Raw genomic sequence first — 336 nt, 5'->3', positions numbered from 1 at the left:
GGAGTGTATGAATTGATTGTCACCTATGTATATAGCTACGTGTGTAGGCTTTTTCGCTTTATTTGGTGGTCATGCAATACATCCACTGGCGGCATTTGTCTATTGATAGGCACGCTTGTGACTATGGAAACTCCGGCATCCCTCAGAATGTCGGCCAGGTCATAAGCTTCTGCTTTGGATACGTCGCCGATGCCGAATGCGTGGCTGATGGCTACCCTGCCCTCCCAGCCTGCTTGCTTGGTTAAAGCGGCCAAACGCTTCATGGTGAACGTACCAAGGTGACCGGGATCATGTAAATGCAGGTCAACATCGGCATTCGCTTCCACTGCCAGCTCC

At 50.9% G+C, this 336-nt stretch carries 1 pseudogene; it reads right to left on the bottom strand.

Annotated elements, in window-relative coordinates:
* Positions 1 to 35: 35 nt before the first annotated feature.
* Positions 36 to 336: pseudogene (locus CVN76_RS02305) on the bottom strand (deaminase); the annotation flags it as partial.

The sequence above is a fragment of the Bacillus sp. mrc49 genome (genome assembly GCF_002803435.1).
The sequence above is the reverse complement of the archived record's forward strand: the minus strand, read 5'-3'. Positions and strand labels throughout refer to the sequence as shown.